Genomic DNA, 21,912 nt, shown 5'->3' on the forward strand with positions numbered 1-21,912 from the left:
CAACAGACACGAGCGCCGCGAGGCAAAGCTACTTGCCGGCCTGGGCCTTCTCGGCAGCCTTGGCGTAGCGGGCCTTGAACTTGGCCACGCGACCGCCGGTGTCGAGGATGCGCTGCTTGCCGGTGTAGAACGGGTGGCACTTGTTGCAGGTCGCCGCCTGGATCTTGCCGCTGGCCACCGTCGACCGGGTGGTGAACGCGTTCCCGCAGGAGCAGGTCACCTCGGTGACGACGTACTCAGGGTGGATGCCCTCTTTCATGACTTCCCTTTCATATCGGTCGCCGGGTCGGCTTCGCCGTGAACCGGTACCGCGTTTCGCCCCGGAGGGCGCTTAGTCAAAGTGCGCGACCTGCGCACCAGCGTTCAATGGTAAGGCGTGAGGCCGCTCTCAACCAGGGCGGCCTCACACTTCGCGGTCAGTCGCCCGGCGTGCTCTTGACGATGGACATCAGGAACTCGGCGTTCGTCTGGGTCTTCTTCAGCCGGTCGATGAGCAGCTCGATCGCCTGCTGCGGCTCCAGCGAGGACAGGACCCGGCGGAGCTTGAGCATGACCGCCTGCTCCTCGGGGCTCATCATGAGCTCGTCCTTGCGGGTGCTCGACTGGTGCACGTCGATCGCGGGCCAGGTGCGCTTCTCGGCGATCTTCCGGTCCAGCTTGAGCTCGGCGTTGCCGGTGCCCTTGAACTCCTCGAAGATGACCGTGTCGCCCATGGAGCCGGTCTCGACCAGCGCCGTGCCGATGATCGTCAGCGAACCGCCGTGCTCGATGTTCCGCGCGGCGCCCAGGAAGCGCTTCGGCGGGTAGAGCGCGGTCGAGTCGATGCCGCCGGACAGGATGCGTCCGGACGCGGGCGACGAGTTGTTGTACGCGCGGCCCAGGCGGGTGATCGAGTCGAGCAGCACGACCACGTCGTGGCCGAGCTCCACGAGGCGCTTGGCGCGCTCGATGGCCAGCTCGGCGACCGTGGTGTGGTCCGACGGCGGGCGGTCGAAGGTCGAGGCGATGACCTCGCCCTTCACCGAGCGCTGCATGTCGGTGACCTCTTCGGGCCGCTCGTCCGCGAGGACCACCATGAGGTGGCACTCGGGGTTGTTCGTGGTGATCGCGTTCGCGATCGCCTGGAGCACCATCGTCTTGCCGGCCTTGGGCGGGGAGACGATGAGGGCGCGCTGGCCCTTGCCGATCGGGGCCACGAGGTCTATCACCCGCGTGGTCAGCGCGTTCGGCTCGGTCTCCAGGCGCAGGCGCTCCTGCGGGTACAACGGCGTGAGCTTGTAGAACTCGTCGCGCTTCTTCGCGTCCTCGGGGTTCATGCCGTTGACGGTGTCGAGGCGCACGAGCGGGTTGTACTTCTCGCGGCGCTGCTTGGCCTGCTGGCTGTTGCCGTTCCCGGGCTCCTCGCCGCGGGTGGGCTTGACCGCGCCGGTGATGGCGTCGCCGCGGCGCAGCCGGTACTTGCGGACCTGCGACATCGAGACGTACACGTCGTCCGGTCCGGCCAGGTAGCCGGTGGTGCGGATGAACGCGTAGTTGTCGAGGATGTCGAGGATGCCGGCGACCGGGACGAGGAGCTCGTCGTTCTGCTGCGGCTGGCCGCCGCGCTGCTCGGCCTCGTCGCGCCCGCCGCGCTGGCGGCGGTCGGAGCGGTCGCGGCGCTTGCGGCGGCGGCCTTCGCCGTCCCCGTCGCGGGGACCGCGGTCGTCGTCGTAGTCGTCCCGCTCATTGCGCTCGTTGCGGCGCTCGCGCGACTCGCTCCGGGCCTCGGGCTGCTCGTCGCGGCGGCCGTTCTCGCGACCCTCCGGGCGCCCGTTCTCACGGGTGCGGCGGCGGCGCTGCGGCCGGTCCTCATCGGACTCGATCACGGCGACGGACGCGGGGGCCTCGGCGGCCCCGGTCTCGGCGACGTCCTGCGAGCTCGACTGGGACTCCTGGCGGCGACGCGGCTGAGGCGGGCCGGCCGGGCGGGTGGCCCGGCGGACGGCGGTGCCGCCCTTGGCATCGGCGCTCTCGGAGCCGTTGTCGCTCGGCGCGGAGTCGACAGTGGTCTGCGGACCCTCGGCGGTCGGTGTGTGTTCGGAGTCAGGCACTGGCGGGGCCTCCTGTTCTGCGCGGGCACCGCCGGGCTGCGAGCCCGCATCCTGCCGTTCCTGGATGGCGGCGATCAGCTCGCTCTTGCGCATCCGGCCAACGCCGGTGATGCCGAGCGATTGGGCCATCTGCTGGAGCTCGGGCATCAGCAGAGATGCCAGACCGGTTCCTGCCCGACGGCGCTTCTTGGCCTCCGGAGTTTCTTCCGAAGCAGACGCCGCATCGCTCATCCGGTCCGACGTCGTGCCGGTGGTGTCGCTCAATGGATTCCTTCCCTGGCGGAACTTCGAATGGGATTCGAGGAGTTTCCGCGTCTTTCAAATAGCCGCAATGCCGATGTTCTGGTCTGCGTCCCGCCATCGCTTCGACCGCCTCGGCCCTGCCGGGCGCGGCGGATGGAAGACGACGGTTGACACCGGGTGCAACACCCCTGGGCTGTCCGCTGAGCGGACGGTCCTGATCGAGGCTCTGTGACCGGCGGGCTGGCGCTGAATGATCGTGCACGGTGAGACACGTGCCGCCGATCCCCGCTGATTGCGATCCATGCGGACAGCGGCTGTTCCTTCGTCGAAACCGTGCCATGCCACGCTGGAGCTATGCAAAGTCACAAATCCATGGTTGAGGGTGATGACCCAAACAAGAGATCAGGCGTGCGCTGGATGCGCCGCAGCTGTTGTGACCACAAGCATAAGCAAGGCTTCGAGCAGTCACGACACCGGGTGGTCGTCTAACTGGAATAGTAGCGCACTCCCGCCATTCCCAACAACGGACCCGAGGATCACTCGTTCACAACGGCGGGGACCTGCACGGCGCCGTCGGCGACTCGCAGGCGCCGCAGCTCGAAGCCCGGTGGGGCTTCGGGGACCTCGGCGCCGTCGACCGTCAGCGCGAGCACAGTGGGCCCCGCGCCCGAGACCGCGGCGGCGATCCCGGCGGTGCGCAGCTCTTTCAACAAGCGCGCGCTCTCGGGCATTCCCGAGGCGCGGAACCGCTGGTGGAGGCGGTCGTCGGTGGCCTCGAACAGCCGCGAGGGCTGGCGCGAGACGGCCGCGACGAGCAGCGCGGCGCGGGAGAGGTTGAACACCGCGTCGGCGTGCGCGACCTTCTCCGGGAGCGCGGCGCGGGCGACCGAGGTCAGGCCCTTCGACCGCGGGATGTAGACCCACGGGTGGATGCGCGGCGACGGGTCGAGCGCGACCGCCTTCGCGCCGTCCTCAGTGGAGTACGCGATGGCGAAGCCGCCGAGCAGGCACGGGGCCACGTTGTCCGGATGGCCCTCGATCTCGCTGGCGAGGACCAGCTTCTGGCCGCGCGTCATGCCGGCGCCCGCGAGCGCGTCGGCGAGCATGATGCCCGCGACGATCGCCGCCGACGAGGAGCCGAGGCCGCGCGCGTGCGGAATCCTGTTGCGGCACTTGATCTTCAGGCCCGGGGCCGCGAGGTCGAGTGTCGTGAAGGTACGGAGCATGGCGGCGGCGACGAGGTGGCGCTCGTCGCCGGGGACGGTGCCGACCCCCTCGCCCTCGACCTCGACGGTGATCGCGGTGCCGCTCGTGGCCTCGGCCGAGACCTCGTCGCAGAGGTCGAGCGCGAGGCCGAGCGAGTCGAAGCCCGGTCCGAGGTTCGCTGACGTGGCCGGGACGCGGACCGTCGCGCGCGGCCCGGTGCTGAAGGACTCCAAGCTAGAGCCCCAGCGCGGTCGCGGTCTTGAGCACGTCGACCGGGACGGTCTGCGGCTGCGGCGCGGTGGAGACGGCCCAGTCGGGGTCCTTGAGGCCGTTCCCGGTGACGGTGCAGACGATGGTCTGCCCCGGCTCGATCCACCCGGCCTCGGCCTGCTTGAGCAGGCCCGCCACCGAGGCGGCGGAGGCGAGCTCGACGAAGACGCCCTCGGAGCGGGCGAGGAGCATGTACGCGGCGTGGATCTCGCGGTCGGTGGCGGCGATGATGTCGCCGTTGGACTCCCGCTTCGCGTCGAGGGCCTTGGTCCAGGACGCGGGGTTGCCGATGCGGATCGCGGTGGCGATGGTCTGCGGGTGCTCCACGACGCGGCCGTCGACGATCGGGGCCGAGCCGGCGGCCTGGACGCCGAGCATCCGCGGCAGCTTCGTCGCGGCGCCGGCGGCGTGGTCCTCGTTGTAGCCCAGCCAGTACGCGGTGATGTTCCCGGCGTTGCCGACCGGGAGGCAGTGGAGGTCGGGGGCGTCGCCGAGGACCTGCACGACCTCGTACGCGGCGGTCTTCTGCCCGAGGATGCGGTTGTAGTTCAAGTGGTTGACGAGGGTCACCGGGTACTCGATCGCGAGCTTGTCGGCGATGGTGAGGCAGTCGTCGAAGTTGCCGTCGACCTGGAGGACCTTCGCGCCGTGGACGAGCGCCTGGGCGAGCTTGCCGAGGGCGATCTTCCCGGCCGGGATGAGCACCGCGCAGGTGATCCCGGCGCGCGCGGCGTAGGCCGCGGCCGACGCCGACGTGTTGCCGGTGGAGGCGCAGATGACGGCCTTCGAGCCGTCCTCGACGGCCTTGGACACCGCGAGCGTCATCCCGCGGTCCTTGAAGGACCCGGTCGGGTTGAGGCCCTCGATCTTGAGGTACACGTCGCAGCCGGTGCGGGCCGACAGCGACGGGACGGGCAGGAGCGGCGTGCCGCCCTCCTGGAGCGTGACGACGGGGGTGGCGTCCGAGACCGGGAGCCGGTCGCGGAACTCCTCGATCAGGCCGCGCCACCCCGGGCGCATGGCGGCGTTGTGCACGGAAGCGGACATCTCGTCCTATTCTCCTTCGACGCGCATGACGCTGGTGACCTGGTGCACCGACGTCAGCTGCGACAGTTCGTCCACGGTGTCCGACAACTGCTTGTCGGCGGCCGTGTGGGTGACCACCACCAGCTGGGCGTCGTCGCCGCGGCCGGACTGGTGGACGGTGGCGAGGCTGACGCCGTGGTGGGCGAAGGTGGCCGCCACGCGGGCGAGCACGCCGGGCTCGTCCACTACGTCGAGGCTGACGTGGTAGCGGGTGCGGGCCTCGCCGATGGGTTTCACCGGCAGGTCCTGGTAGGCGGCCTCGGGCGGGAACGCGGTGATCCCGCCGCGCTTGTTGCGCGCCACGGCCACGATATCGCCGAGCACGGCCGACGCGGTCTCGGTGCCGCCCGCTCCCGCTCCGTAGAACATGAGGCGGCCGGCGGACTCCGCCTCGACGAACACGGCGTTGTAGGCGCCGTTGACGTTCGCGAGCGGGTGGTTGCGCGGGATCATCGCCGGGTGGACGCGCACGGACACGCCGTCGGCCTCCCGGGTGGCGATGCACAGCGGCTTGACGACGCGGCCCTCGGCCGCGGCCGAGGCGATGTCGGCGGCGGAGACGCCGCGGATGCCCTCGCGGTAGACCTCGCCGAGGTCGATGTGGGTGTGGAACGCGAGCGAGGCGATGAGCGCGGCCTTCGCGGCGGCGTCGTAGTTGTCGACGTCGGCGGTCGGGTCGGCCTCGGCGTACCCCAGTTCGGTGGCCTCGCCCAGGGCCTCCTCGAAGGAGGCGCCGGACTGCGACATCTTGCTGAGGATGTAGTTGGTGGTGCCGTTGACGATCCCCAGGACCCGGTTGATCGTGTCGCCGTGCAGCGACTCGCGCAGCGGGCGCATGAGCGGGATCGCGGCCGCGGCGGCGGCCTCGTAGTAGAGGTCGGCGCCGCCGGCCTTCGCGGCGGCCGACAGGGCCGGGCCGTCCTCGGCGAGCAGGGCCTTGTTCGCCGTCACCACGGACTTGCCCTCGCCGAGGGCGGTGGTGATCCAGGTGCGGGCGGGCTCGATGCCGCCGGCGACCTCCACGACGATGTCGACGTCCTCGCGCTTGACCAGGCCCAGCGCGTCGTTGGTGAACATCTCCGGCCCGACCGGCAGGTGCGAGCGGTCCCGGTCGAGGCGGCGCACGGCGATGCCGGCGATCTCGACCGGCTCGCCCACGCGCGCGGCCAGCTCCTCCCCGCGCGTTCGCATGAGGCGTACGACTTCACTGCCGACGTTGCCGCATCCGAGTAGCGCGAGTCTCATCGCTGGTGTCCTCTTTCCGTGGTGTGGCGCGGAGCGCCCGGGCTAGCCGACGTCGAGTCGAAGGAGATCGTCGACCGTTTCACGTGCCAGGATCACCCGGGCCTGGCCGTCGCGGACTGCGACGACCGGCGGGCGCGGCACGTGGTTGTAGTTCGAGCCCATGGAGCGGCAGTAGGCGCCGGTCCCCGGGACCGCGAGCAGGTCCCCCGGCCGCACGTCCGCCGGGAGGAATTCATCTTTAACAACAATGTCGCCGGATTCGCAATGCTTTCCCACTACGCGGGCGAGCGCGGGCGTCGCGGCCGACGCCCGCGAGGCGAGCGTCGCCGAATAGGTGGCGTCGTAGAGCGCGGTCCGGATGTTGTCGCTGATGCCGCCGTCGACCGAGACGTACAGGCGCGACGCCCCGCCCGAGAGCGTCACGGGCTTGACCGTGCCGACCTCGTACAGCGTGAACATCGTCGGACCGATCAGGGTCCGGCCGGGCTCGATCGACAGGCGCGGGACGTCGATCCCGGCGGCCGCGCACTCGTCGGCGACGATCTTCCGCAGGCTCGCGGCGATCTCGGCGGGCGGCTGCGGGTCGTCCTGGGTCGTGTAGGCCATGCCGAAGCCGCCGCCGAGGTCGAGCTCGGCGAGGACCACGCCGAAGTCGGCCTGGAGCTTGGCCTGGAGGCGGGCCACGCGCGCGGCCGAGACCTCGAACGCGGCGGTGTCGAAGATCTGCGAGCCGATGTGCGAGTGCAGGCCCAGCAGGTGCAGGTGCTCGGCGGCGATGACGCGGCGCGCGGCGTCGTAGGCGACCCCGTCGGCCAGCGCGAACCCGAACTTCTGGTCCTCGTGGGCGGTGGCGATGAACTCGTGCGTGTGCGCCTCGACGCCCACGTTGACGCGGACCATCACGTTCGGGCGCTTCCCGAGCTCCTTCGCGATGGCCTCGAGCCGCTCGATCTCCTGGAACGAGTCGGCGACGATGCGGCCCACGCCGATCGCGACGGCCTGGTGCAGCTCCGCGGGGGACTTGTTGTTGCCGTGCAGGCCCAGGCGGGCGGGCTCGATCCCGGCCGCGAGGGCGACGGCGAGCTCGCCCGCGGTGCACACGTCGACGGACAGGCCCTCCTCCGCGGCGGCGCGGAGCACGGCCTTGGAGCAGAACGCCTTGGAGGCGTAGAAGACGTCGGCGTCGGCGAACGCCTCGGTCCAGGCGCGGCAGCGGGCGCGGAAGTCGTCCTCGTCGAAGACGTACGCGGGCGTGGCGAACTCGGCGGCGAGCTTCTCGACCGAGAGGCCGCCGATGTGCAGGACGCCGTCCTCGGCGCGTTCGACACCGCCCGACCACAGCTGCGGGAGGATCGCGTTGACGTCCTCGGGCACGCTGAGCCAGGACGGGCGCAGCGAGGCGAAGTCGCCGTGCAGTGCACCGGCTTCGTGGGTCCGCATTACATCCGCTCCGGGGCCGAGACGCCGAGCATGCCGAGCGCGTTGGCGAGGACGGTGCGGGTGGCGTTCGCCAGCCAGAGGCGGGCGACGTTGACCGGTCCGGCCTGCTCGCCGACCTTGGGCACGACGAGGCTGTCGCTGTTCTGGAACCGGTGCCAGGCGCCGGCGAGCTCCTCGGCGTAGCGGGCGATCCGGTGCGGCTCCCGCAGCTCCGCGGCGGTCGCCACGACCGACGGGAACTCCGCGAGGGCCTTGAGCAGGTCGTTCTCCTGCGGCTTGTGCAGCAGCGAGGCGTCGTAGCCGTCGCCGAGCACCAGGCCGCGGTCGCGCGCGGTCCGCAGGACCCCGTTGGTCCGGGAGTGCGCGTACTGCACGTAGTAGACCGGGTTGTCGTTGCCGTGCTTGGTCCACAGCTCGATGTCGAGGTCGATCATCGAGTCGGCGGAGTAGCGGGTGAGCGCGTAGCGGGCGGCGTCGACGCCGACGGCCTCGACGACGTCGTTGAGCGTGATGATGTTCCCGGCCCGCTTCGACAGCCGGATCGGCTCGCCGTTGTCGAGCAGGTTCACGAACTGGCCGATGAGGATCTCCATCGTGCCCGGCTCGTCGCCGAAGGCCCGGCTGATCGCCTGCATGCGGCCGACGTAGCCGTGGTGGTCGGCGCCGAGCATGAAGATGAGCTTCTCGAAGCCGCGCTCGCGCTTGTCGAGGTAGTAGGCGCAGTCGGAGGCGAAGTAGGTCCAGGCGCCCTTCGAGTTCTTGAGGACCCGGTCCTTGTCGTCGCCGAACTCGGTGGTGCGCAGCCAGGTCGCCCCGTCGGCCTCGAAGACGTGGCCGAGGTCGGCGAGCCGCTGGACGGCCGTGTCGATCTCGCCCCGGTCGTGCAGGCCCTTCTCGCTGAAGAACACGTCGAAGTGGGTGCCGAAGTCGGCGAGCGTGCTCTTGATGTCGGCGAGCATCAGCTCGAGCCCGACGGTCTTGAAGACCTCGTAGGGGTCGTCGGCGCTGAGCGCGTCGGGGCGCGTCCTGAGGACGTCGGCGGCGATCTCGTCGATGTAGGCGCCGACGTAGCCGTTCTCGGGGGTCGGCTCGCCCTTGGCGCGGGCCAGCAGCGAACCGGCGAAGTGGTCGATCTGGGCGCCCGCGTCGTTGACGTAGTACTCGGCGGTGAGCTTGGCGCCGGAGGCGCGCATGACCCGGGCGAGCGCGTCGCCCATGGCGGCCCAGCGGGTGCCGCCCGCGTGGATCGGGCCGGTCGGGTTGGCGGAGACGAACTCGAGGTTGGCGTAGACGCCTTCCATGGAGTTGTTGGTGCCGTAGGCGTCGCCGGCGGCGACGATCTTCCCGGCGATCTCGCCCGCGGCGGCCGCGTCGAGGGTGATGTTCAGGAAGCCGGGTCCGGCGATGTCGACCTTGGCGATGCCGTCGGCCGCGGCGAGCAGTTCGCTGATCTTCTCGGCGAGCGCGCGCGGATTGGTGCCGGCCTTCTTCGCGGTCTGGAGCGCGATGTTGGAGGCGTAGTCGCCGTGCTTGGAGTCCCTGGGTCGCTCCACCGCCGTGCGGGTGGGGAGTACGGCGGCGTCGAGGCCGAGGGCCTCGAAGGCTTCGCGCGTAGCGGACAGCACTTTCTCTGCGAGCGTCTCAGGAGTCACCCGGTAATCGTAGACTCCCGGCTTGCGCACCCGCGAGTGAGAAAGGCCGGTGTGGCCAGCACCGGTAGGTTGAAGTCGGCAACTCCGACGGAAGGCTTCCGAACATGCGCCCGCTTCGCACCTGGACCGCGGTCACCCCCCTCCTCGCCCTGGTCGCGCTCGCGGCCTGCACCCCGTCCTCGGACCCGTCGGCGGACGGTGGCGCCGCCGCCGACCCGGGTGCGATGCCGGGCGGCGGCAGCGCGCCCGACATCAGCGGTGTGACCAGCTTCTACGGCGAGTACGGCGACTACGCGACGGTGATGGCCGCGATCCAGACCGGGGACGTCACGGCGGAGGAGCTGGACTACCCGTTCGTGGCGCAGCAGGACCACGTGGACGCCCAGAACGGCTGGGACGGGCAGCCGCCGGTGTACGAGATGCAGCCGCCGGTCGGCGGGAACCACCTCGGGCAGTGGCAGACGTGCACCGGCTCGGTGTACGACGCGCCGCTGGTCGACGGGCACGCCGTCCACTCCATGGAGCACGGCGCGGTGTGGCTGACGTACGACCCCGAGCTGCTCGACCAGGCGTCGGTCGACGCGCTGGCGCTGCTGATCCAGAACCGGGACTACTCGCTGATGAGCCCGTACCCGGGGCAGGGCGTGCCCGTGTCGCTCCAGTCGTGGGGGAACCAGTACCAGACCGACGACCCCGCCGACCAGGTGATCGAGGACTACCTGGACGCGTTCGTCCTCAACGACCGGTTCAACCCCGAGCCGATGGCGACGTGCGCGGGGGGCGTGAACACGACGATCGGGGGGTAGAGGAGGGCGAACGGGGCGCGCTCTGAAGAAGCGGCCGGGTCCGACCGGGTAAGGTGGCCTACGCGAGTGGTGTTCATGCCGGGCCCTCCCCCGGTGCCGCTCCGGCTCCACCCGTCGTCGACGAAGAGGCACGCCCCGCGATATGGCTACGAAGAAGCAATCCGCCACCAAGAGCGCCGGCAAGGGCAGCACTGGCAAAGGCACCGACAAGGGCTCGACCGCGGAGTCCGCCGAGGAATCGGCGAAGGCTCCGTCGAAGGACGCCGCGAAAAGCACCGCAGAGAAGGGCACGGCTCAGAAGAGCACGCCTGAGAAGAGCACGGCCAAGAAGGCCGCCGCGAAGAAGGCGGCCGCGAAGAAGGCGGCCGCGGGCAAGAGCCCCGCCAAGGGCGCGGGCAAGGGCCCGGCCAAGGGCGGCTCCAAGAGCGCCTTCGACAAGGACGCCGTCAAGGCGGTGCCCTCCCGCAAGGGCCGCGCCGTCCAGGTGAAGCAGCCGAAGCCGTGGGGCATGATCCTCACCTTCGCGGGCGTCGGCGTCGTCGCGCTCGGCCTCATCGGCGCCGCCGTGTTCGTCGTGTGGGACCGGAGCCAGCCGCCCGCGGGCGTCACCGACTACTACGGCCAGTACGCGAACTACTCGGAGGTCTCCGCGGCGCTGTCCGACGGCGACATCACCGAGGACGACCTGGAGCACCCGTGGGTGGTCCAGCAGACGCACGTCGACGGCGACGAGGACACCGCGAACGACACCCCCGTCTACGAGACCGTCCCGCCGACCGGCGGCAACCACCTCGGCCAGTGGCAGACCTGCACCGGCTCGGTGTACGCCGCCGCGATCGTCGACGGCAACGCCGTCCACTCCCTGGAGCACGGCGCCGTGTGGCTCACCTACGACCCGGCGCTGGTCGACGGCGACGGCATCGCGAAGCTCTCCGAGAAGATCAACGGCCGCGACTACTCCCTCATGAGCCCCTACCCCGAGCTCGGCACGCCCGTCTCGATCCAGGCGTGGGGCGTGCAGTACCAGACCGAGGACCTCGACGACCCGAAGCTCGACGAGTTCCTGGACTTCTACATCCAGAACGCCGACAACACGGCCGAGGCCAACGCGGTCTGCTCCGGCGGCGTCTCGACCACGGTCGAGGACGCCGGGATGCCCACGGGCTGACGGGGGCGAACCTTTCGGGCCGACACTCGTTAGGCATCACGGAGGCGCGGGCGCTCCCCAGGGGCGCCCGCCGGAGGAGGACGAATGACCGGCTTGTGGCGCAGGCCCGCGGTGCTCATCGCGATCACCGCCGTGCTCATGCTCGCCGCGGGCGGTGCGGTCGGCTGGGTGGCCGGCACGTCGAGCCCGGGCAACGACTCGGTCGAGGCGGGCTTCGCCCGCGACATGATCACGCACCACCAGCAGGCCGTCGACATGGCCATGCACGAGTGGCAGCACGGGTCCGACGAGACCATGAAGGCCGTCGCGTACGACATCGCCACCGCGCAGAGCGCCGAGATGGGCATGTACCGGACCTGGCTGCGCCAGTGGGGCGTGCAGCTCTCCAGCGGCGAGCCGATGGCCTGGGCGGGCGAGGAGCACGCCCACGACACCGAGTCGAACGGCGGCCTCATGCCGGGCATGGCCACCGACGAGGAGATGACGGCGTTCAAGGCCGCCTCCGGCACCGACGCGGACGTCATGTTCGCGAACCTCATGATCGACCACCACATCGGCGGGGTCGACATGGCGAAGGCCGCGCTGGACCTGAGCGACAACGCACTGGTCGCGGACGCGGCGCAGCGCACGATCACGGTGCAGCAGGCCGAGATCGAGAACCTCGAAGGCCACCGCGACCGGATCCTCTCGACCGTCGAGAACTAAGGAGTCCGCCGTGAGCGACAACTGGGGCCCGCGCTACGGGGACCCGACGCACCCGACCACGGGCGAGCTGCCCCGGGTCGGCGACGGGCGCGGGACCGACGAGCTCAAGACCGTCCAGGTCGACACCGTCGACGGATCGGTCCCCCCGATGCGCGAGCCCTCCCGCCCGCGCTACTCGTGGGAGAACCCCGACCACGGCCGCACCGAGCCCTCCGCGCCCCGCGAGGAGTCCGGCTGGTCCGTGCCCCGCGCGGGCCGGGACGGTTCACCGTCGTCGGATACGCAGGCGAACCGGTTCCGGTACTCGTGGGAGACCTCGCAGCCGCGCATGGAGCCCTCGCGGCCGCGCGCCGACGACACGACGCAGTTCGCGCGGGTCGGCGACGGCATGCGCGGCGCGGTCGGGCCCGTCACCGTCCAGGTCGACCACGTCCGCATCGACGGCGGGGTCCGCTCCGACGACACGCAGCTCCTCCCCACCTCCGCGTTCATGCGGCCCAAGCCCGAGGAGATCCCCGAGGCGGTCGAGTCGCCCCGGCCCGAGCCCGGGACCGGGTCGATGCCGGCGATGCGCCACCAGATCGGGCCCGACTGGACCCAGACCCCGCTGCGGCTCCTCGCCGCGGCCGTCGTCGCCACCGCGGTCCTCGGCGCCTCCGCTGCGAGCCTCATCACGATCGGCAACTGGATCAACCCCTGAGGGCCTGAATATGTCGCACCCATGCGGGAACATGGACATATGGCTACCTGGGACGACGTGGTCGAGATCGCGATGCGCTACCCCGAGGTCGAGGAGACCACCAGCTGGCAGACGCCCTCGCTCAAAGTGAAGGGCCGCTTCTTCGCACGCCTCCGCACCGAGGCCGAGGGCGGCCTCGCCATCGTCTGCGACCCGAGCGAGAAGGCCGCCCTCCTCGCCTCCGCGGACCCCGCCTTCTACACCACCAAGCACTACGACGGCTACGCCATGATCCTCGTCGACCTCGAACGCGTCGACGACACCCGCCTCGCCGACCTCATAGAAGATGCCTGGCTCCTCAAAGCCCCCGTCAGAGTCCGCAAGGCGTACGAGGCGTCGAAGACCGCGACCGACGAGTGAACCAACGGCACGCGAAAGGGCCCGGCCGCATTGCGGCCGGGCCCGATCTCGTTGTGCCGCTTAGACGATGATCCCCGCGCCGACGGTGCGGTTGTCGGATTCGTCGATGATGATGAAGCCTCCGGTGGCGCGGTTGCGGCGGTAGTCGTCGCAGAGGAGGGGCTTGGTGGTGCGGAGGGTGACGCGGCCGATCTCGTTGAGCTTCAGCTCGTTCGCGGACTCGTCGCGGTGGAGGGTGTTGACGTCGAGCTGGTACTGGACGTCCTTCACCACGGCGCGCGCGTCGGAGGTCGTGTGCTTGATCGCGTACTTGCCGCGCAGGCGCAAAGGCCGCGCCTCGTCCATCCAGCAGACCATCGCCTCGATGTCCTGCGAGACGCGCGGCTGGTTCCCGGGGCGGCACAGCATGTCGCCGCGGGAGACGTCGAGTTCGTCCTCCAGGCGCACCGTGACCGACAGGGGCGGGAACGCCTCGTCCAGGGGCCCGTCGGCGGTCTCGATCGAGGCGATGCGGGAGGTGAAGCCGCTGGGCAGCACCATGACCTCGTCGCCGGGCTTCATGACGCCGGAGGCGATCTGCCCCGCGTAGCCGCGGTAGTCGTGGTTGTCGCTGGAGTGCGGCCGGATCACGTGCTGGACGGGGAACCGCACGTCCACGAGGTTGCGGTCGGAGGCGATGTGGACCTTCTCCAGGTGGTGGAGCAGGCTCGGCCCCTGGAACCACGGCATGTGCTCGGAGCGGTGGACCACGTTGTCGCCCTTGAGCGCCGAGATCGGGACGACGGTGAGGTCGGGGACCTCCAGCTTGGTCGCGAACGCCTTGAACTCGTTCTCGATCCGCTTGAACACGGCCTCGTCGTAGTCGACCAGGTCCATCTTGTTCACGCACAGGACCATGTGCGGCACCCGCAGGAGCGAGCACAGGAACGCGTGCCGCCGCGACTGCTCGACCAGGCCCTTGCGGGCGTCCACGAGGATGAGCGCCAGGTCGGCGGTCGAGGCGCCGGTGACCATGTTCCGCGTGTACTGGATGTGCCCGGGCGTGTCCGCGATGATGAACTTCCGCTCGGGCGTGGCGAAGTAGCGGTAGGCGACGTCGATCGTGATGCCCTGCTCGCGCTCGGAGCGCAGCCCGTCGGTGAGCAGGGCGAGGTCGGTGTACTCGTCGCCGCGGCCGGCGGAGACGGCCTCGACGGCGTCCCACTGGTCGTCGAAGAGGGACTTCGAGTCGAACAGGAGGCGCCCGATGAGCGTGGACTTGCCGTCGTCGACCGAACCGGCCGTGGCGAAGCGCAGCAGCTCGTGCGTGTCCTCGCGCGAGGTCAGCGTGTCGGTCATCTAGAAGTACCCTTCCCGCTTGCGGTCTTCCATGGCCGCTTCAGAGGTCTTGTCGTCGCCGCGGGTCGCGCCGCGCTCGGTGATGCGCGAGGACTCGACCTCGGCGATGATCTCCTCGATCGTCGTCGCGCCGGAGCGGACCCCGGCGGTGAGGTTCGCGTCGCCGACGGTGCGGTACCGGACGGTCTCCTTGAAGACCTCCTCGCCGTCGCGGACCTGGACGAACTCGTTGACGGCGTACAGCATCCCGCCCCGGTCGACCACTTCGCGCTCGGAGGCGAAGTACACCTCGGGCAGCGGGATCGCCTCGGTGCCGATGTACCGCCACACGTCGAGCTCGGTCCAGTTCGACAGCGGGAACACGCGGATCTGCTCGCCCGGGTGCACGCGCCCGTTGTACAGGTTCCACAGCTCGGGCCGCTGGTTCTTGGGGTCCCACTGGCCGAAGTCGTCGCGGAAGGAGAACACGCGCTCCTTGGCGCGGGCCTTCTCCTCGTCGCGGCGGGCCCCGCCGAACAGCGCGTCGAACTGGTACTTCTCGGCGGCCTCCAGGAGCACGGGCGTCTGGATGCGGTTGCGGGTGCCGTCCGGCGGCTCGGTGACCATGCCGCGGTCGATCGCGTCCTGGACGGAGGCGACGATGAGCTGCACGCCGGTCTCGGCGACCCGGCGGTCGCGGTAGTCGATGACCTCCGCGAAGTTCTGCCCGGTGTCGACGTGCATCACCGGGAACGGGACGGGCGCGGGCGCGAACGCCTTCTGGGCCAGGTGCAGCATGACGATCGAGTCCTTGCCGCCCGAGAAGAGCAGCACGGGGCGCTGACAGGTGGCCGCGACCTCACGGAAGATGAAGATCGCTTCGGCCTCCAGCGCGGCGGTATGGCTGATTCGATAGTCGCTCACCGGCGCAGTGCTCCTCTCGGCTCGACCCCGGACGGGGTGTCGGTCATTCTTGCGGCCCTGTCGGACCGGGTGCGGTCAGTGTCCCTTGACGGCGGCGAGCAGCGGCTCGGCCAGGTCGGGGCGACAGACCAGCAGGTCGGGAAGGTAGGGGTCGGCCTCGTTGTACCGCAGCGCAGCGCCGTCGATCCGCGTGGCGTGCCAGCCTGAGGCGAGGGCCACCGCGACGGGCGCGGCCGAGTCCCACTCGAACTGGCCCCCGGCGTGGACGTAGGCGTCGACGGTGCCGCCGACCACGGCCATGACCTTGGCCCCCGCGGAGCCCATCGGGACGAGTTCGGCCCCGAGCGCGGCCTCGGCGGCGAGCGCCTGGGCCGGCGGGCGGGTGCGCGAGACGGCGATCCGCGGCTTCGCGGGCGTCGCGGCGGGCACCGGGTACGCCCGGTCGGTGCGCAAGGTCACGCCCTGCGCGGGGAGGGCGACGGCGGCGGCGGTGAGGCCGAGGCCGCGCTGCCAGAGCGCGACGTGGACGGCCCAGTCGTCGCGGCCCTCCTCGGCGTACTCGCGGGTGCCGTCGAGCGGGTCGATGATCCAGACCCGGTCGGCGCCGAGGCGCTCGGTGCCGACGCGGCCGGACTCGCCCTTGCCCTCCTCGGAGAGCACGGCGTCGCCGGGGCGCTCGGCGCTGACGCGCCCGAGCAGGAAGTCGTTGGCGCGCAGGTCGCCCGCGGTCTTGAGCGCGCGGGAGTCGGCGAAGCCGAGTTCGGCCCTGATCCGCAGCAGGAGTTCGCCCGCCTCGGTCGCCAGCGCGGCGGCGAGGTCGGCGTCGGCGGGCGCCGCGGCCTCGGGCGTGGCGGTGGGGGCTCCGGTCGGGGACGCGGGGCCTGGGGCGTCGTGCATGCCGCTCAGTCTACGCTGCGGCCCTTCCCCGTCCAAATGCTGAGCGATCGTGTCCCGGGATTCGGGAGTCATGGGCGGCCTTCCGGAGCGGGCGGGCAGGAGGTCAGTACGCGCCCTGCGGGCGCAGGATCGCGGTGACGGTGCGCAGCAGGATCACGAAGTCGAGCGAGAGCGTCCAGTGCTCGACGTAGCGCAGGTCGAGGCGCACGGCCTCCTCCCACGGCAGGTCCGAGCGGCCGGAGACCTGCCACAGGCCGGTCATGCCGGGCTTGACGGCGAGGCGGCGGCGCATGTCGGACTCGTAGGCGGCGACCTCGACGGCGAGCGGCGGGCGCGGCCCGACCAGGCTCATGTCGCCGCGCAGGACGTTGACGAGCTGCGGGAACTCGTCGATGGAGAAGCGGCGCAGGTACTTCCCGACGGGGGTGATGCGCGGGTCGTCCTTCATCTTGAACAGGACGCCGTCGCTCTCGTTGAGGTGCGCGATCTCGGCGAGGCGCCGCTCCGCGTCGGTGTACATGGTGCGGAACTTCCAGATGGTGAACGGCTGGCCGTCCTTGCCGATGCGCTCCTGCTTGAACAGGGCCGGGCCGGGCGAGCCGCACCGGATGAGGAACGCGGCGCCTAGCAGCAGCGGGGAGAGCAGGAGCAGCATGAGGGCGGCGCCGAGGCGGTCGACGGCGTCCTTGGCGACGCGGCGCACCCCGGTGAGGCGGGCGTGGTCGAGGTGGAGCATGGGGAGGCCGTCGACGGGGCGCACGGTGGTGCGGTCGCCGGCGACGTCGACGAGGGCGGAGGCGACGATGAGGTCGACCTCGCTGCGTTCGAGCTTCCAGGCGAGGCGGCGCAGGGCCTGGCCGTCGATCTCGGGGCAGGACAGGACGATCACGGTGTCGGCGCGCTCGGCGGCGACGGCCTCGGCGATGCGGTCGAAGCTGCCGCGGACGCGGGTGTTGAACTCCAGCAGGGCGCCCCGCGGGCGCTCGGTCGGCAGACAGGCGGCGACGACGTTGAGGCCGTGGTAGTGCTCGCGGCGCAGCTGCACGATGAGGGCGGCGACGGAGGACTCGTGTCCGACCAGGACGACCCGCTTCATGCACCTGCCCGAGCGGCGCAGCCGGTGGAGCCACTTGCGCCACGCGAAGCGGGCGGTGATGGAGAAGGCCGCGGCCGTGGGGATCGCGATGAGGACGAACACGCGCGAGGTCGGCACTTCGAGTCCATAGGAGACGATGGCGACGACGGCGGTGAGGCCGACGGCGGCGTGCACGACCCGCTGGTACTCCTCGGTCCCCACGAACAGGTACCGCTTCTCGAAGGCGCGCGAGAGCCCGAGCGCGAAGAGCCACACGGCGGGCAGGGCGACGAGCGAGAGCGCGTAGACGCGGGTGTGCCCGTCGAGGTGGCCGAAGCGGGCCGCGAACGCCAGGGCCGCACCGAGGACGCCGGCGGCGACGTCCGAGCCGATGATCCCGGCGAAGTACTTCCGCTGCCACGCCGGCTGCCCGCCGTACGGGCGGCTCGCCTGCGGGCCGATGGAGTAGACGCGCCCGCGCGTCTCGATGCCCTGGATGCTCTCGCGTGCCTCGGTAACCGTCACAAGGGAACTAACGAGCGAGTGGACGAAGAGTGACGGAGAAGTCACGCTCAGGAGTACATGAGGGGAGTCCGCACTGGAGGATTCACTCGAAGGTGTTGCGGTGCAGGGCGAAGGAGACGCGGGCTACCGGACTTCCGGTTCGCTCCGCTTCACTGCGTTGACCGCGTTCTGCGCCATGACGAAGCCCTTCTCGATGATCGCCTCGACCGCGTCGGCGGCGAGCTCGATCCCGAGGTCCACTTCGGGCCGTTCGGCCTTGGCGAAGTCCTTGAGGACGAAGTCGGCGGCGTCCTGGCGGCCGGGCGGGCGGCCGACGCCGAAGCGGACCCGGGCGTAGTCCTTGGTGCCGAGGGACTTCGAGAGCGAGCGGAGGCCGTTGTGGCCGCCCTCGCCGCCGCCGCGCTTGATGCGGATCTCGCCGAAGGGGATGTCGAGCTCGTCGTGGACGGCGATCACCGATTCGGAGGCGATCCCGTAGTACTGCGCGAGCGGTGCGACCGAGTCGCCCGAGAGGTTCATGAACGTCATCGGCTTGACGAGGATGACGCGAGGCCCGCCTACCCCCAGGCGGGCCTCGCAGACTTCGGCGCGGGCCTTGCGGACCACGGCGAACTTGCCGCCGACGCGTCGGGCGAGCGCGTCGGCGACCATGAAACCGACGTTGTGACGGTTCGCGGCGTACTTCGGTCCGGGGTTGCCCAGGCCGGCCACGAGCGTCGGAGTGTCGGTCATGAGTCGAATCTACTCCGCGGCGGACTCGGCCTCGGCGGGCGCTTCGGCGGCCTCGGACTCGGTGTCGTCGTCGGCGGCAGCCTCGGCGCGCGGCTCGGCGACGGTGGCCACGGTCTGCTCGCCGTCGTTGAGGATCACGACGCCCTTGGGCGCGGTGATCTCGGCGACGGTGCGCTGGGAGCCGATGGTCAGGCCCTCGAGGTCGACCTCGATGGACTCGGGGATGCTGGTGGCCTCGGCCTCGACGGACAGGCTGGTGAGCTCGTGCACGACCAGGCCGCCCTTCTCCACCTCGCCGGAGAAGGAGATCGGGACGTCGGTGGTGATGGTCTCGCCGCGGCGGACGATGAGCAGGTCGGCGTGGACGACCTCGTCGCGCAGCGGGTCGCGCTGGATGTCCTTGGGGATCACCAGCTCGCGGGTGCCGTCGGTGACTTCGACCTGGATGAGCTGGTTGAGGCCGCCCTTGCGGAGGACGGCGGCGAACTCGAGACCGGGAAGGGAAATGTGGCGCGGCTTCTCGCCGTGGCCGTAGACCACCGCGGGAACCTTTCCAGCCCTGCGCGTACGGCGGGCACCGCCCTTCCCGAAGTCAGTGCGAGGCTCTGCGCTGATACGAACTTCGGACACGGAAATACTCCCCTGTTTTTCAAGTGACATTTCATGCGGCGCTCGACGCTCACGTCGGCATTCAGAAGGGCACAGCAGCCCTGAAAAGACCTAACGCCATCTGCGTCGATTACGGCGCCCTCTGGAGGACACCCTCGCCGTCGGCAACCCCACCAGAGTACTACGCGCATCCGGTGGGGCTTGAAACGGGCATCGATGTGTGACTTAGGAGAGGCCGCCGAACAGGGTGGTGACCGAGCCGTCGTTGAAGACCTCCCAGATGGCCTTGGCGACGAGCGGCGCGATGGAGAGGGTGGTGATCTTGGCGAGGTCCTGCGCCTCCTTGGGGAGCGGCAGGGTGTTGGTGACGATGACCTCGGAGACGGGGGCGGCGGCGAGGCGCTCGACGGCGGGGCCGGACATGATCGCGTGGGTGGAGGCGATGACGATGTCCTCGACGCCGGACTTGGCGAGCATCTCGGCGGCGGAGCAGATGGTGCCGGCGGTGTCGATCATGTCGTCGATGAGCAGGCAGGTGCGGCCCTCGACGTCGCCGACGACCTTGTGCGCGACGACCTGGTTGGGCTTGAGCGGGTCGCGGGTCTTGTGCACGAACGCGATCGGGCAGCCGCCGAGGCGGTCGGACCAGCGCTCAGCAAGGCGCACGCGGCCGGTGTCGGGCGAGACGATCGCCATCGGGCGGTCGCCGTACTTCTCCTCGACGTACCGGGCGAGCGTGCCCATGGCGAAGAGGTGGTCGACGGGGCCGTCGAAGAAGCCCTGGATCTGCGCGGTGTGCAGGTCGACGGTGAGGATGCGGTCGGCGCCGGCGGTCTTGAACAGGTCGGCGACGAGGCGGGCCGAGATGGGCTCGCGGCCGCGGTGCTTCTTGTCTTGGCGCGCGTAGGGGTAGAACGGGAGGACGATCGTGATCCGCTTGGCCGAGCCGCGCTTGAGCGCGTCGATCATGATGAGGGTCTCCATGACCCACTCGTTGATCGGGGCGGGCATGGACTGCACGACGAAGGCGTCGCAGCCGCGGACTGACTCCTGGTACCGCACGAACAGCTCGCCGTTGGCGAACGAGTAGGCGCTCATCGGGGTCGGCGCGACCCCGAGGTGCTTGCCGATCTCCTCGGCCAGCTCCGGGTACGCGCGCCCGGAGAACAGCATGAGCATCTTGGAGTTGACAGCGGACATGCTCGCCATTGGGCTCCCCCATAGGTCGTCTCACCTGAACCTGTGACGGCTCCAGTGTCCCCGACCGGCCCGGTCGGCGGAAGCCGACCGGGGCGTTTAGTGTCGCGTCACGCTTCGGACACTCCCGCCTCACCTTTCGCTCGCCTTGCTGCTTGGTCGGAGACGGTGCCGGGGCGCTTCTTGGCGACCCAGTCGGTGAGCGCGGCCTGGCGGGCGCGGGCGACGGCGAGGTCGCCGGGCTCGACGTCCTTGACGATGGTGGAGCCGGCGCCGATGTAGGCGCCGTCGCCGACCGAGACGGGCGCCACGAGCACGCTGTCGCAGCCGACGAACGCGCCCTCGCCGATCTCGGTGCGGTGCTTCTTGACGCCGTCGTAGTTGGCGACGATGACGCCGCAGCCGATGTTGGCGTCGGCGCCCACGGTGACGTCGCCGAGGTAGGCGAGGTGCGCGGCCTTGGCGCCGGCGCCCATCTCGAGGTTCTTGGTCTCCACGAACGCGCCGATCTTGGACCGCTCGGCGAGCTTGGAGGCCGGGCGCAGGTGCGCGAACGGGCCGACGTGGGCGCCGGGGCCGATGTGCGCCTGCGTGGCGTGGGACCGGACGACCTCGGCGCCGGCGCCGACGATGGTGTCGGTGAGGGTCGTGTCGGGCCCGATCTCGGCGCCGGAGTCGACGGCGGTGGCGCCCTGGAGCTGCACGCCCGGGTGCAGGTGCACGTCGGGGGCGACCTTGACGGTGGCGTCGATCCAGGTGGTGGCCGGGTCGTCCATGGTGACGCCGGACTTCATGAGGTCGGTGTTGATGCGGCCCTGGAGGATGCGGCGCAGCTCGGCGAGCTGGGCGCGGTCGTTGCAGCCCAGGGTCTCGGTGGGGTCGTCGACGACGACGGCGCCGACGGTGTGCCCGGCCTCGCGGGCGAGCTCGATGATGTCGGTGAGGTAGTACTCGCCCTGGTCATTGGCGGTGCTGAGCCGGTCGAGCTGCTCGCGCAGGACGTCGGCGTCGCACGCGAACGTGCCGGAGTTGATCTCGCGGATAGCAAGCTCGGTGAGGTCGGCGTCGCGGTGCTCGACGTTGCGGAGCACGTTGCCCTCGTTGTCGCGCACGATGCGGCCGAGGCCGGTGGGGTCGTCGACGACGGCGGTGAGGACCGTGACGGCGTTGCCCTTCTTCTCGTGCACCTCGACCAGCTCGGCGATGGAGCTGGAGCGCAGGAGGGGGGCGTCGCCGAACGCGACGACGACGGTGCCCTGGAGGTCGGGGTTGGCGTCCATGGCGATGCGCACGGCGTGGCCGGTCCCGAGCTGCTTGTCCTGGAAGACCGTGTCGGCCTCGGGGGCGACCTCGGCGAGGTGGGCGCGGACCTGGTCGGCGGCGGCGCCGACGACCACGATCTGGCGCGCGGGCCGGATCGCCCGGACGCTGCGGAGGACGTGGCCCACGAGGGTGCGGCCGAGCACCTCGTGCAGGACCTTCGGTTTGGCGGACTTCATGCGGGTGCCCAGGCCGGCGGCCAGGATGATCGCAGAACGCTCACTGCTCATGATGGGCCATGGTAGTCGGTGGCGCCGACGTGAACGGCCCGGGCCGCCGGACCGGCGAGTACTCGTCCCATTACCG

At 70.6% G+C, this 21,912-nt stretch carries 20 protein-coding genes; 5 read left to right on the forward strand and 15 right to left on the reverse strand.

The window, feature by feature from the left end:
* Positions 1-28: 28 nt before the first annotated feature.
* The 7 genes from rpmE to argS all read right to left on the reverse strand — a co-directional run bounded on the left by rpmE (position 29) and on the right by argS (position 9,232).
* The gene (gene rpmE, locus BLS99_RS19160) at positions 29-259 is read right to left on the reverse strand and encodes a 50S ribosomal protein L31 (protein ID WP_091053293.1); all 231 of its coding nucleotides are present in this window, start codon (positions 257-259) and stop codon (positions 29-31) included.
* 157 nt (positions 260-416) lie between these two features.
* A complete protein-coding gene (gene rho / locus BLS99_RS19165) occupies positions 417-2,321 on the reverse strand; it encodes a transcription termination factor Rho (RefSeq protein WP_425432627.1) in 1,905 nt (634 codons plus the stop codon).
* A gap of 548 nt (positions 2,322-2,869) precedes the next feature.
* The gene (thrB, locus tag BLS99_RS19170) at positions 2,870-3,772 is read right to left on the reverse strand and encodes a homoserine kinase (RefSeq protein ID WP_091053298.1); all 903 of its coding nucleotides are present in this window, start codon (positions 3,770-3,772) and stop codon (positions 2,870-2,872) included.
* Between the two features lies 1 nt (position 3,773).
* Positions 3,774-4,829, reverse strand: coding sequence for a threonine synthase (gene thrC, locus BLS99_RS19175; RefSeq protein ID WP_091053543.1), 1,056 nt, complete (start codon positions 4,827-4,829; stop codon positions 3,774-3,776).
* 33 nt (positions 4,830-4,862) lie between these two features.
* The gene (locus tag BLS99_RS19180) at positions 4,863-6,140 is read right to left on the reverse strand and encodes a homoserine dehydrogenase (protein ID WP_091053301.1); all 1,278 of its coding nucleotides are present in this window, start codon (positions 6,138-6,140) and stop codon (positions 4,863-4,865) included.
* A gap of 42 nt (positions 6,141-6,182) precedes the next feature.
* On the reverse strand, positions 6,183-7,580 hold the full coding sequence (lysA, locus tag BLS99_RS19185) for a diaminopimelate decarboxylase (protein WP_091053303.1): 1,398 nt from the start codon (positions 7,578-7,580) through the stop codon (positions 6,183-6,185).
* Positions 7,580-9,232 (reverse strand): arginine--tRNA ligase, encoded by a 1,653-nt coding sequence (gene argS, locus BLS99_RS19190; protein WP_091053305.1) that lies wholly within the window; start codon positions 9,230-9,232, stop codon positions 7,580-7,582. The genes lysA and argS overlap by 1 nt, the downstream gene beginning before the upstream one ends.
* A 104-nt stretch (positions 9,233-9,336) precedes the next feature.
* Here argS and BLS99_RS19195 point away from each other — a divergent pair, with 104 nt between their 5' ends.
* The 5 genes from BLS99_RS19195 (at position 9,337) to BLS99_RS19215 (ending at position 13,010) form a co-directional block, all read left to right on the forward strand.
* Positions 9,337-10,038 carry a thioredoxin-like domain-containing protein gene (locus tag BLS99_RS19195; RefSeq protein WP_091053309.1) on the forward strand — a complete coding sequence of 234 codons (702 nt, stop codon included), beginning with the start codon at positions 9,337-9,339 and terminating at the stop codon, positions 10,036-10,038.
* 142 nt (positions 10,039-10,180) lie between these two features.
* Positions 10,181-11,206 carry a thioredoxin-like domain-containing protein gene (locus BLS99_RS19200; protein ID WP_091053311.1) on the forward strand — a complete coding sequence of 342 codons (1,026 nt, stop codon included), beginning with the start codon at positions 10,181-10,183 and terminating at the stop codon, positions 11,204-11,206.
* Positions 11,207-11,290: 84 nt separating this feature from the next.
* Positions 11,291-11,911 (forward strand): DUF305 domain-containing protein, encoded by a 621-nt coding sequence (locus BLS99_RS19205; RefSeq protein ID WP_091053313.1) that lies wholly within the window; start codon positions 11,291-11,293, stop codon positions 11,909-11,911.
* A 10-nt stretch (positions 11,912-11,921) separates the two neighbouring features.
* Positions 11,922-12,611, forward strand: coding sequence for a hypothetical protein (locus BLS99_RS19210; protein ID WP_091053316.1), 690 nt, complete (start codon positions 11,922-11,924; stop codon positions 12,609-12,611).
* 39 nt (positions 12,612-12,650) lie between these two features.
* On the forward strand, positions 12,651-13,010 hold the full coding sequence (locus BLS99_RS19215) for an MmcQ/YjbR family DNA-binding protein (protein ID WP_091053318.1): 360 nt from the start codon (positions 12,651-12,653) through the stop codon (positions 13,008-13,010).
* Between the two features lie 60 nt (positions 13,011-13,070).
* Here the strand turns inward: BLS99_RS19215 and BLS99_RS19220 are convergent, their stop codons facing one another.
* From BLS99_RS19220 to glmU, 8 genes are all read right to left on the reverse strand, one after another.
* Positions 13,071-14,348 (reverse strand): sulfate adenylyltransferase subunit 1, encoded by a 1,278-nt coding sequence (locus tag BLS99_RS19220; protein ID WP_091053321.1) that lies wholly within the window; start codon positions 14,346-14,348, stop codon positions 13,071-13,073.
* On the reverse strand, positions 14,349-15,251 hold the full coding sequence (gene cysD / locus BLS99_RS19225; RefSeq protein ID WP_091053324.1) for a sulfate adenylyltransferase subunit CysD: 903 nt from the start codon (positions 15,249-15,251) through the stop codon (positions 14,349-14,351).
* A gap of 75 nt (positions 15,252-15,326) precedes the next feature.
* On the reverse strand, positions 15,327-16,148 hold the full coding sequence (locus BLS99_RS19230) for a 3'(2'),5'-bisphosphate nucleotidase CysQ (protein WP_091053326.1): 822 nt from the start codon (positions 16,146-16,148) through the stop codon (positions 15,327-15,329).
* Positions 16,149-16,251: 103 nt separating this feature from the next.
* Positions 16,252-17,748: a sugar transferase gene (locus BLS99_RS19235; RefSeq protein ID WP_245712322.1), complete on the reverse strand. Its 1,497-nt coding sequence runs from the start codon at positions 17,746-17,748 to the stop codon at positions 16,252-16,254.
* A gap of 123 nt (positions 17,749-17,871) precedes the next feature.
* Positions 17,872-18,480, reverse strand: coding sequence for an aminoacyl-tRNA hydrolase (pth, locus tag BLS99_RS19240; RefSeq protein WP_091053328.1), 609 nt, complete (start codon positions 18,478-18,480; stop codon positions 17,872-17,874).
* 9 nt (positions 18,481-18,489) lie between these two features.
* A complete protein-coding gene (locus BLS99_RS19245; protein WP_245712323.1) occupies positions 18,490-19,140 on the reverse strand; it encodes a 50S ribosomal protein L25/general stress protein Ctc in 651 nt (216 codons plus the stop codon).
* A 174-nt stretch (positions 19,141-19,314) separates the two neighbouring features.
* Positions 19,315-20,298 carry a ribose-phosphate diphosphokinase gene (locus BLS99_RS19250; RefSeq protein WP_091053331.1) on the reverse strand — a complete coding sequence of 328 codons (984 nt, stop codon included), beginning with the start codon at positions 20,296-20,298 and terminating at the stop codon, positions 19,315-19,317.
* A 98-nt stretch (positions 20,299-20,396) separates the two neighbouring features.
* Positions 20,397-21,836: a bifunctional UDP-N-acetylglucosamine diphosphorylase/glucosamine-1-phosphate N-acetyltransferase GlmU gene (gene glmU, locus BLS99_RS19255; protein ID WP_091053333.1), complete on the reverse strand. Its 1,440-nt coding sequence runs from the start codon at positions 21,834-21,836 to the stop codon at positions 20,397-20,399.
* Positions 21,837-21,912: the final 76 nt, after the last annotated feature.

Source organism: Glycomyces sambucus, from assembly GCF_900102815.1.
In the GTDB taxonomy this organism is placed as follows: domain Bacteria; phylum Actinomycetota; class Actinomycetes; order Mycobacteriales; family Micromonosporaceae; genus Glycomyces; species Glycomyces sambucus.

Bases quoted from the DNA above. Each gene is read 5' to 3' on its own strand.
- rpmE (WP_091053293.1), bottom strand. From the start codon at position 259: ATGAAAGAGGGCATCCACCCTGAGTACGTCGTCACCGAGGTGACCTGC.
- rho (WP_425432627.1), bottom strand. From the start codon at position 2,321: ATGAGCGATGCGGCGTCTGCTTCGGAAGAAACTCCGGAGGCCAAGAAG.
- thrC (WP_091053543.1), bottom strand. From the start codon at position 4,829: ATGCGCCCGGGGTGGCGCGGCCTGATCGAGGAGTTCCGCGACCGGCTC.
- BLS99_RS19180 (WP_091053301.1), bottom strand. From the start codon at position 6,140: ATGAGACTCGCGCTACTCGGATGCGGCAACGTCGGCAGTGAAGTCGTA.
- lysA (WP_091053303.1), bottom strand. From the start codon at position 7,580: ATGCGGACCCACGAAGCCGGTGCACTGCACGGCGACTTCGCCTCGCTG.
- BLS99_RS19195 (WP_091053309.1), top strand. From the start codon at position 9,337: ATGCGCCCGCTTCGCACCTGGACCGCGGTCACCCCCCTCCTCGCCCTG.
- BLS99_RS19200 (WP_091053311.1), top strand. From the start codon at position 10,181: ATGGCTACGAAGAAGCAATCCGCCACCAAGAGCGCCGGCAAGGGCAGC.
- BLS99_RS19205 (WP_091053313.1), top strand. From the start codon at position 11,291: ATGACCGGCTTGTGGCGCAGGCCCGCGGTGCTCATCGCGATCACCGCC.
- BLS99_RS19215 (WP_091053318.1), top strand. From the start codon at position 12,651: ATGGCTACCTGGGACGACGTGGTCGAGATCGCGATGCGCTACCCCGAG.
- BLS99_RS19220 (WP_091053321.1), bottom strand. From the start codon at position 14,348: ATGACCGACACGCTGACCTCGCGCGAGGACACGCACGAGCTGCTGCGC.
- BLS99_RS19230 (WP_091053326.1), bottom strand. From the start codon at position 16,148: ATGCACGACGCCCCAGGCCCCGCGTCCCCGACCGGAGCCCCCACCGCC.
- pth (WP_091053328.1), bottom strand. From the start codon at position 18,480: ATGACCGACACTCCGACGCTCGTGGCCGGCCTGGGCAACCCCGGACCG.
- BLS99_RS19245 (WP_245712323.1), bottom strand. From the start codon at position 19,140: ATGTCACTTGAAAAACAGGGGAGTATTTCCGTGTCCGAAGTTCGTATC.
- BLS99_RS19250 (WP_091053331.1), bottom strand. From the start codon at position 20,298: ATGGCGAGCATGTCCGCTGTCAACTCCAAGATGCTCATGCTGTTCTCC.
- glmU (WP_091053333.1), bottom strand. From the start codon at position 21,836: ATGAGCAGTGAGCGTTCTGCGATCATCCTGGCCGCCGGCCTGGGCACC.